At 61.9% G+C, this 3,240-nt stretch carries 3 protein-coding genes; 2 read left to right on the top strand and 1 reads right to left on the bottom strand.

Annotated features, from left to right (window positions below; all coding sequences use genetic code 11):
• Positions 1-219, bottom strand: a 219-nt coding sequence (locus VFI82_04620) for a hypothetical protein (GenBank protein HET7183943.1), incomplete at its 3' end; no start/stop codon positions are given.
• A gap of 407 nt (positions 220-626) precedes the next feature.
• On the opposite strand from VFI82_04620, the gene VFI82_04625 reads away from it, so the two are divergent.
• Complete coding sequence (locus tag VFI82_04625) at positions 627-2,909, top strand: polysaccharide biosynthesis tyrosine autokinase (protein ID HET7183944.1); 2,283 nt, start codon at positions 627-629, stop codon at positions 2,907-2,909.
• A gap of 57 nt (positions 2,910-2,966) precedes the next feature.
• Positions 2,967-3,240 (top strand): hypothetical protein (locus VFI82_04630; protein ID HET7183945.1); only part of this gene is annotated, 274 nt, incomplete at its 3' end.

Raw genomic sequence — 3,240 nt, forward strand, 5'->3', positions numbered from 1 at the left:
GATCCCTGAACCCGCGGACGCATACTGAAAATCGTGGCCCCGCCCGCGCGCCTCCACTTCCCGCCGCAACAGCGGCTCGTTGCCGACGCTGTCGGGATACAAAACCCCCCAATCGTTCGGCCCGCGGTGAACCTCGGCGTCGAGCATGCGCAGCACCGCCGTGACCTCCTGCGCTGTCACCGGGCCGGATAATTTCAGGATTCCCGCGATGCCGCACATAGGTTATCTAATCAGGTTCCACCCGCTCCACCACGGGGAATCGTTGCCGCTTTTCTCTGGAGGCACTACGACGTGGGACATCGGGCGCTGCTGCCGGTCGCGACTGCTGCTCGATGAAATCAATAACGGTTTCCGCCCGCTCCGTGTCCGAATCTGGCGTTGCCAGAGGCTTCCTTGCGCACACAAGTGGTTCGAGGTTTTTCAGGAATATAGCACCATGCTGTTTCGCCAGAAACAATGTGTGGAGGAAAAAAACTGTGGAGCGTGGGCGCAGCTATTATCTCTTGTTGCTCCCCGCGCGCTCAGAAGCTTTTTTTAAATTTTGAAAAGCTGCTACTATCGCCGCACAGCACCCACACATTGCAGCGGTTCCGCCGTAACCGACGGCGTCGCCGCAGGAGCCGTGGATGGATCAGAGGCAGTTGAGTGCGGGGAACAGTTTTCCTGTTCCCTACGAGCCGCCGTCGGTCGAATTTCCCACCATTCCTTTCACTTCCGGCTATTACCCGGTCGAGCCGCCAGCAGTCTCCATCTGGGAGTACCTGCGCACGCTTTATAAGCACCGTTGGCTGATCCTGGCCGCGATGGTCATTGTGACCACGCTGGCCACCATCGCCACCCTGCGCATGACCCCCATTTATGAAGCCAGCGGTCGCATTGAGATCAACCGCCCGGCGCAGGACATCCTTCCTTTCAAGGATGCCAACGCCTATGCCGGTGGGGGCGACGATGACACCGTCGAAATCGAAACCCAGGTCAAAATCCTGCAAAGCGACGGTCTGGCCGCCGATGTCGCGCGGCGCCTCTCGCCCGTCTCCGCGGCCTTCCTTGGCATCAAGTCCAACTCCGGCATCAGCGACACCGCCAAGCTGGACGTCACCCAGACCGCGCGCTCAGCAGCTAAGATCAAGGGCGGCTTGACGGTCGCCACCGTTCCGCGCACTCGGCTGGTGGACATTCGCTTCGCCAGCCCCAATCCCCAGGTTGCCTCCGAGGTCGTCAACAACACCATCGACGCCTATATCGAACACAATATCCGCAGCCACTTCGAATCCACCATGCAGGCCTCCGAATGGCTCTCCAAGCAGTTGACCGACCTGCGCGTCAAGGCGGAAACCACCCAGCAGCGCCTGGTGGACTACCAGAAACAGAAGCAGATCATCGGTGTCGACGAGAAACAGAACGTTATCGTTTCCAAGCTCGACGAGTTGAACAAGGAATTGACTCAGGCCGAATCCGAACGCATCCAGAAGGAAGCCAATTTCCGCATTGCCCAGTCCGACGACCCGGAAGTCATCAACAACTTCACCAAGGCCGCCGACGCCACCCTGCTGAACAGCTTGAAGTCCCAGGAATCGACGCTGAAAACGCAAATTGCGCAGCTGCAGGTGCTGTACGGACCCTCGCATCCGAAAATGCTGGAAGCGCGCAACCAGTTGGCCGCCGTCGAAGGCTCCATCCAGACCGAATTGAAGCGCAACGCTTCTCGGTTGAAGGCTGACTACCAGGCAGCCCTGCAGCGCGAGTCGATGTTGCGCCACGAGTTCGAGAACCAGAAAACGCAAGCTACCCAGCTCAACGAGAACGCTATTGAGTACACCATGCTCCGCCGCGATGCCGACACCAGCCGCCAGCTCTACGACGGCCTGCTGCAGAAACTCAAGGAAGCGCAGGTGTCCGCCGGGCTGAATTCCAGCAACGTCCGCGTCGTCGACGGCGCCGCCATTCCCTCCCGGCCGGCTCGCCCCGACAAGCGCCTGAACATCGTGCTGGGGCTGCTGCTCGGATTGGCCAGCGGCATTGGCTTGGCCTTCCTCATCGAATCGCTCGACACCACCGTGAGTTCGCCTGAGGAAGCCGAGGCGATCGCCGCCCTGCCCTCGCTCGGTGTCATTCCGTTGAGCGCTGGCTCCACCACGCGCAAGCTGCTGGCGCGCTCCACCTCGACCTCTGGTCCTGCCTCGGAGAGCCCGGCTGAGTCACAGATGGTCGCGCATTTCCGCCCCCGCTCCCAGTCGGCGGAAGCCTACCGCGCGCTGCGTACTTCCCTGCTGCTGTCCGGTTCCGGCACCCCGCCGAAGGTTGTCGTGATCACCAGCCCGCTGCCGCAGGAGGGCAAGACCTCCACCGCTATCAACACCGCGGTCGTGCTCACACAGACCGGCGCTCGCGTTCTCCTGGTGGATTGCGACCTGCGCCGTCCCAGCGTGCATCGCGCTCTCGGCATGACCAATCGCTCCGGCGTCAGCACGCTGCTGGCTACCGGAAAGGGTTTTGACAGCGTCGTCATTAAGTCCCCGGTGATTGAGAATCTCTATGCCGTACCGGCGGGACCGCCGCCGCCGCAACCGGCGGAGCTGCTCGCTTCCAAATTTTTCCAGGAATGTCTCACCCGTTGGAAGCAGGAATACGACCACGTCGTGATTGATACGCCGCCGGTTTTGTCCGTCACCGACGCCGTCGTGCTCTCCGTCCACGCCGACGCCGTGGTCCTGGTGGTGCGCTCCGACGTTACCACCAAGAACGCGCTGCGCCAGGCCCGCGACTTGCTCGTCCAGGTGAATGCTCGGATCACCGGCACCTTGCTCAACGGCGTCGATCTGACCTCCCCCGGCTCTTACTATTACTACTATTCGTATGGGTACGGGCAGAAGAACCGCTATTACAACAACGAATCTCGGCAAAGCTGATCGTTGCAACGGCCGGCCATCGCCATACGACGCGCATGGCCGGGCCACAGAGTTGGTATGCGCATTGAGTTGCACTCACCCGGACGCAAGCTCCTCTTCGCCGTTCTCTGCCTCGGCCTGACCGCCGCCTATGTCTATCGCGCGGGACGCGCCTACCTCGTTTCCCGCGCCTTGGACAGCGCCGACCCCAACCTCCTGGAGCGGGCCGTGCGCCGCGAACCGGGCAATGCTGAGGCTTGGTACCGGCTGGGCCGGGTTCGTTCGGTGCTCCTGCAGGACGTTCCTGGATCGGTGGCGCCGCTGCAGCGTGCCGTCGCCCTCGACCCGCGTC

It is taken from the genome of Terriglobales bacterium (assembly GCA_035691485.1).
Taxonomy (GTDB): domain Bacteria; phylum Acidobacteriota; class Terriglobia; order Terriglobales; family Acidobacteriaceae; genus JAIQGF01.

Excerpts from the sequence above, each read along its gene's own strand:
- VFI82_04625 (HET7183944.1), top strand. The coding sequence starts at position 627 with ATGGATCAGAGGCAGTTGAGTGCGGGGAACAGTTTTCCTGTTCCCTAC.